This window comes from Plantactinospora siamensis (genome assembly GCF_042434095.1).
Lineage (GTDB): Bacteria > Actinomycetota > Actinomycetes > Mycobacteriales > Micromonosporaceae > KBS50.
This window is the reverse complement of record NZ_JBHLUE010000012.1, coordinates 156,170-162,281: the sequence shown is the minus strand read 5'-3', so window position 1 is coordinate 162,281 and position 6,112 is coordinate 156,170. Positions and strand designations below refer to the sequence as shown.

The following is a 6,112-nucleotide window of genomic DNA, read 5'->3' as shown; positions in this document are numbered from 1 at the left end:
CGGGCTGGCAGGACATGCCGTTGACCGACGCCGCGCAGAAGGTCCAGGTCTCGGCCTACCCCGACGCCTACGCGAAGTGGGAGTCCCAGGCCGCCGACCTGACCGCCCAGTACTGGAACAGCTGACACCACCACCACACCACCCATGCCGCTGGCCGGGCCCCACACCGGGGACCCGGCCAGCGGCATCTCCCGGACCCGTTAACAGGGGACCCCTGCTCTACCGGAAACGATAAGAAGGGGCCCTTCCTTGCATCGTGGTCGCGCAGCCCTCCAGAACCGAGGGCGCTTCTTTTCCGTGCCGAGGGTTCATCGTGCGGGCCGTGGGTAGCTGATCTATTGTCGGTCCGTCCGGCCCTTCCGGGGGTGGACGGCAGGCCGACCAACGGCCAAGGGAGGTGCCGTACGTGGGCGTGCGTACCTGGCTCGGGGAGTGGCCGGTATACCGGCAGCTCACCGGCACGGACCCGCTGGGGCGGGGGGCTGCCGCGAAGTCGGCGCGCTCCAAGGCCCTCGAACCGCGCACCGAGCAGGCCGACACGGTCGCCCGGTCGGTCTGCCCGTACTGCGCCGTGGGGTGCGGTCAGCGCGTGTACGCCCGGGACAACCAGATCCTGCAGATCGAGGGCGACCCGGACAGCCCGATCTCCCGCGGCCGGCTGTGCCCCAAGGGCTCGGCCAGCAAGAACCTGGTCACCAGCGAGCTGCGGCAGACGAAGGTCCGCTACCGGCGGCCGTACGGCACCGAGTGGGAGGACCTGGACCTCGACGTCGCTCTCGACATGATCGCCGATCGGGTCATCGCCGCCCGCGCGCAGACCTGGGAGGACGCGGACTCCGAGGGGCGACCGCTGAACCGGACGCTGGGCTTCGCCAGCCTGGGCGGCGCGACGCTGGACAACGAGGAGAACTACCTCATCAAGAAGTTGTTCACGGCGGCCGGCGCGCTACAGATCGAGAACCAGGCCCGTATTTGACACTCCGCCACCGTCCCCGGTCTGGGGACCAGCTTCGGCCGCGGCGGCGCCACGGACTTCCAGCAGAACCTCGCCCACGCTGACGTCATCGTCATCCAGGGTTCCAACATGGCCGAGGCCCACCCGGTGGGCTTCCAGTGGGTGATGGAGGCCAAGCGGCGCGGCGCCAAGGTCTTCCATGTCGACCCGCGGTTCACCCGCACCAGCGCGCTGGCCGACAGCTATCTGCCGATCCGGGCCGGCACCGACATCGCGCTGCTCGGCGGCGTGGTGCGGTACATCCTCGACAACGAGCTCGACTTCCGCGAGTACGTCGTGGCGTACACCAACGCGGCCACGATCGTGGGCGAGGACTTCCGGGACACCGAGGAGCTGGACGGGCTGTTCTCCGGCTTCGACCCCGACACCGGCAGCTACCACCAGGGCAGCTGGCAATATCAGGGCCACACCACGGACGGTTCGCAGGAGGAGACCGCCACCCAGCGGGAGACCGCGGCCGGGCTACGGCACGAGTCGCACGGCGCGCCCGTGGGCAGCGAGGTCGACCGGGACGAGACGCTGCAGCACCCGCGCTGCGTCTACCAGATCGTCAAGCGGCACTACGCCCGCTACACCCCCGAGATGGTGGAGCAGGTCTGCGGCATCCCGCAGGAGCGCTTCCTCGAGCTGTGCCGGGCCTGGACCGAGAACTCCGGCCGGGACCGCACCGGCGTCCTGGTCTACTCGGTGGGCTGGACCCAGCACACCGTGGGCGTGCAGTACATCCGGACCGGGGCGATCATCCAGCTGCTGCTGGGCAACGTCGGCCGGCCCGGCGGCGGCATCATGGCGCTGCGCGGGCACGCCAGCATCCAGGGCTCGACGGACATCCCGACGCTGTTCAACCTGCTGCCCGGCTACCTGCCGATGCCGCACCACGCCGACCACCCGACCTTCGACGAGTGGGTGGACAGCATCCGCCACCCCGGCCAGAAGGGCTTCTGGGGTGGCGCCCGGGCCTACGCGGCCAGCCTGTTGAAGGCGTACTGGGGCGACGCGGCCACGCCGGAGAACGACTTCGGCTACGGCTACCTGCCGCGGATGACCGGCGACCACGGCACGTACCAGACCGTCCTCAACATGATCGACGGGAAGGTCAAGGGCTACTTCCTGCTCGGCCAGAACCCGGCCGTCGGCTCGGCGCACGGCCGGGCCCAGCGGCTGGGCATGGCGAACCTGGACTGGCTCGTGGTGCGCGACCTGTTCATGATCGAGAGCGCCACCTTCTGGAAGAACGGTCCCGAGGTGGCCACCGGCGAGATCGTGCCGGAAGAGTGCCGCACCGAGGTGTTCTTCCTGCCGGCCGCCTCGCACGTGGAGAAGGAGGGCACCTTCACCCAGACCCAGCGGCTGCTGCAGTGGCGGGAGAAGGCCGTCGACCCGCCGGGCGACTGCCGCTCCGAGCTGTGGTTCTTCTACCACCTGGGCCGGGTCATCCGGGAGAAGCTGGCCGGCTCGACGCAGCCGCGGGACCGGGCGCTGCTCGACCTGGCCTGGGACTACCCCACGCACGGTCCGCACGTCGAGCCCAGCGCCGAGGCGGTGCTGCGCGAGATCAACGGGTACGACGTGACCACCGGCCGTCCGCTGGCCAGCTACCTGGAGGCCAAGGAGGACGGGTCCACGGCGATGGGCTGCTGGATCTACTCCGGCGTCTACGCCGACGGGGTGAACCAGGCGGCCCGGCGCAAGTCCCGGCACGAGCAGGACTGGGTGGCCGCCGAGTGGGGCTGGGCGTGGCCGGCCAACCGGCGCACGCTGTACAACCGCGCCTCCGCCGACCCCGAGGGCCGGCCGTGGAGCGAGCGGAAGAAGTACGTCTGGTGGGACGCCGACAAGGGGGAGTGGACCGGGTACGACGTGCCGGACTTCGAGAAGACGAAGCCGCCCTCGTACCGCCCGCCCGAGGGCACCAGCGGCGTCGAGGGGATCGCCGGCGACGACCCGTTCATCATGCAGGGCGACGGCAAGGGCTGGCTGTACGTGCCGAGCGGGCTGATCGACGGCCCGATGCCGACGCACTACGAGCCGGCCGAGTCGCCGATCCGCAACCCGCTCTACGGGCAGCAGAGCAACCCGACCCGCAAGACGTACGACCGGCCGGACAACCCGATCAACCCGAGCCCGCCGCAGCAGCACAGCGACGTCTTCCCGTACGTCTTCATGGTCAGCCGGCTCACCGAGCACCACACGGCCGGCGGGATGAGCCGGACGGTGCGCCACCTGGCCGAGTTGCAGCCGGAGATGTTCGTCGAGGTGTCCCCGGAGCTGGCCGCGGAGCGCGGGCTGGAGCACCTGGGCTGGGCCACGTTGGTCTCGAGCCGGGCCGCCATCGAGGCCCGGGTGCTGGTGACCGACCGGCTGACGCCGCTGCGGGTGGAGGGCCGGAAGATCCACCAGATCTGGCTGCCGTACCACTTCGGCTACGAGGGCCTGGTCCGCGGCGACGCGGCCAACGACCTGTTCGGGATCACCCTGGACCCCAACGTGCTCATCCAGGAGAGCAAGGTGGGCACCTGCGACCTCCGCTCCGGCCGCCGGCCCACCGGCAGGGCGTTGCTGGACCTGGTGGCCGACTACCGCCGGCGCGCCGGGCTGGACCAGGGGCCGGCCTTCCCGGTCGTCACCACCGACGCGGCCCAGGAGGCCCAACGGCTGGAGCGGGAGCGTTCGGCCCGGGTGAAGGCCGAGGGCCGCCACGACGCCGGCGGCCGGGGCGCCGGTGGCCGGGCCGCCACGGCGCAGCGCGCCGACACGGACGGGAGCAGCTGAGCCGATGACCCAGTCGAACAGCCTGTACGGGCCGCTGGACCCGGCGCCGGACGCCGGGTACACCGAGGCGCCGCCGCGGATGGGGTTCTTCACCGACACCAGCGTCTGCATCGGTTGCAAGGCCTGCGAGGTGGCCTGCAAGGAGTGGAACCTCGTCCCGGAGCACGGCATGGACCTGCTGGGCATGTCGTACGACAACACCGGCGCGCTCACCGCGAACTCCTGGCGGCACGTGGCGTTCATCGAGCAGCCGCGCCCGCTCGGCGGGGCGACCCCGGCCTTCGCCGGCACCCCGGCCGGCCCGCCGAGCAGCCCCGCCAACGCCGCGATCGCGTCCACGACCAGCAAGGACACCGGCACCAACCCGGGGCTGCCGCCGGCGCCGGCGCCGGCGGCAGCTGCCGCGATGGCCGGCGGACCGGCAGCCGCCGTCGCGCCGGCCGGTGCCGCGGGGCCCGGCGGGTCGCAGTTCCTCGGCATGCCCGGCGCGCAGCCGCCGGGCCGGTCGACCGGGCTCACCGAGCGTACGGACTTCCGCTGGCTGATGATGTCCGACGTGTGCAAGCACTGCACGCACGCGGCCTGCCTGGACGTGTGCCCCACCGGAGCGCTGTTCCGGACCGAGTTCGGCACGGTGGTGGTGCAGGAGGACATCTGCAACGGCTGCGGCTACTGCATCCCGGCCTGCCCGTACGGCGTCATCGACCAGCGCAAGGACGACGGCCGGGCGTGGAAGTGCACGCTGTGCTACGACCGGATCGGGGCCGGGAAGACCCCGGCCTGCGCGCAGGCCTGCCCGACCGAGTCGATCCAGTACGGGCCGCTCGACGAGCTGCGCGAGCGCGCCGCCGAGCGGGTCGACGCGCTACACGAGGCGGGCGTGCCGGAGGCCCGGCTCTACGGGCACGACCCCAACGACGGGGTGGGCGGCGATGGCGCGTTCTTCCTGCTGCTGGACGAGCCCGAGGTGTACGGACTGCCGCCGGACCCGGTGGTGACCACCCGGGACCTGCCCCGGATGTGGCGCCGGGCCGGACTGGCCGCCCTCACCATGGCGGCCGCGGCCGTCGTGGCGTTCGCGGGACGGTCGGCGTGACCGCCCGGGACGCCGGGGGCGAGCCGGTGGGCCGGCGGTTCCGCGAGTTCACCGACCGCTTGGCCGAGATCGGCACCGCCGGCCTCGGCGCCGCCGCCCCGCCGCGGGAACGCGACCTGCCGGTCCGGCCGCCGGCGCCCGGAGGCGTGGCGGTGCCCCCGCCGGAGGCGCCGGAGCGCCCGGCCGGCGGCCGCGGCCGGGGCGAGCGGCGACGGGCCCGCGGCGGCGAGCCGATGAACGTCCCGCCGGCCGAATTCACCTCCTACTACGGCCGGCCGATCCTCAAGGCCCCGGTGTGGAAGTGGGACATCGCGGCCTACCTGTTCACCGGCGGGCTGGCGGCCGGATCCGCCCTGATGGCGGCGGGCGCGCAGCTCACCGGCCGGCCCGCGCTGCGCCGGGCGGGTCGGATCGGCGCGCTCGGCGCGGTCGGCGCGAGCACCTACTTCCTGGTCAACGACCTGGGCCGGCCCAGCCGCTTCCACCACATGCTGCGGGTGGCCAAGCCGACCTCGCCGATGTCGGTGGGCACCTGGATCCTCGCCGCGTTCGGCCCGGCGGCGGGGGTGGCGGCGGTGTCCGAGCTCGCGCCGGTGCTGCCCGAGCGCGGGGTGCTCGGTCTCGGCCGCCGGTTGCTCCCTCCGGTCGGCGCGGCCGCCGGGCTGGCGGCCGCGGCCACCGCGCCGGCGCTGGCCACGTACACGGCCGTGCTGCTGGCCGACACGGCCGTGCCGTCGTGGCACGAGGCGTACCCGGAGCTGCCGTTCGTGTTCGGCGGCAGCGCGCTGGCCAGCGGCGCCGGCCTCGGGCTGCTGGCCGCGCCGGTCGACCAGGCCGGTCCGGCCCGGCGGCTCGCGGTGGCCGGCGCGGCGGTCGAGCTGGCCGCGGCCCGCCGGGTGGAACACCGGCTCGGCCTGCTCAGCGAGCCCTACCGCACCGGATCCGCCGGCCGGCTGCTGCGCACTGGCCGCAACCTCACCGCCCTAGGCGTGGTGGGTGCGCTGCTGGGCCGGCGCAGCCGGCTGGCGTCTGCGGTCTCCGGCGCGGTGCTGCTGGGGGCGTCCGTGGCCACCCGGTTCGGCATCTTCCACGGCGGCGTCGCCTCGGCCCGCGACCCGCGGTACACGGTGGTGCCGCAGCGCGAACGGCTCGCCCAAGCCGGCGACGACCGGCCCCGATAGGTTGACCGGCCCGGTCGACGGCGACCGGCCCCGGTAGGCCGGCCGGCG

Annotated in this window: 2 protein-coding genes and 1 pseudogene; all 3 read left to right on the top strand. The window is 73.5% G+C overall.

Features of this window, described 5'->3' with window-relative positions; genetic code table 11:
- Positions 1-406 precede the first annotated feature (406 nt).
- Positions 407-3,721, top strand: a pseudogene (fdh, locus tag ACFFHU_RS17255) (formate dehydrogenase); the annotation flags it as partial.
- 70 nt (positions 3,722-3,791) lie between these two features.
- Entirely contained in the window at positions 3,792-4,883 is a 1,092-nt protein-coding gene (locus ACFFHU_RS17250) for a 4Fe-4S dicluster domain-containing protein (protein WP_377340127.1), read from the top strand.
- Positions 4,880-6,064 (top strand): NrfD/PsrC family molybdoenzyme membrane anchor subunit, encoded by a 1,185-nt coding sequence (gene nrfD, locus ACFFHU_RS17245; RefSeq protein ID WP_377340124.1) that lies wholly within the window; start codon positions 4,880-4,882, stop codon positions 6,062-6,064. The genes ACFFHU_RS17250 and nrfD overlap by 4 nt, the downstream gene beginning before the upstream one ends.
- The last annotated feature ends 48 nt before the right edge of the window (positions 6,065-6,112 follow it).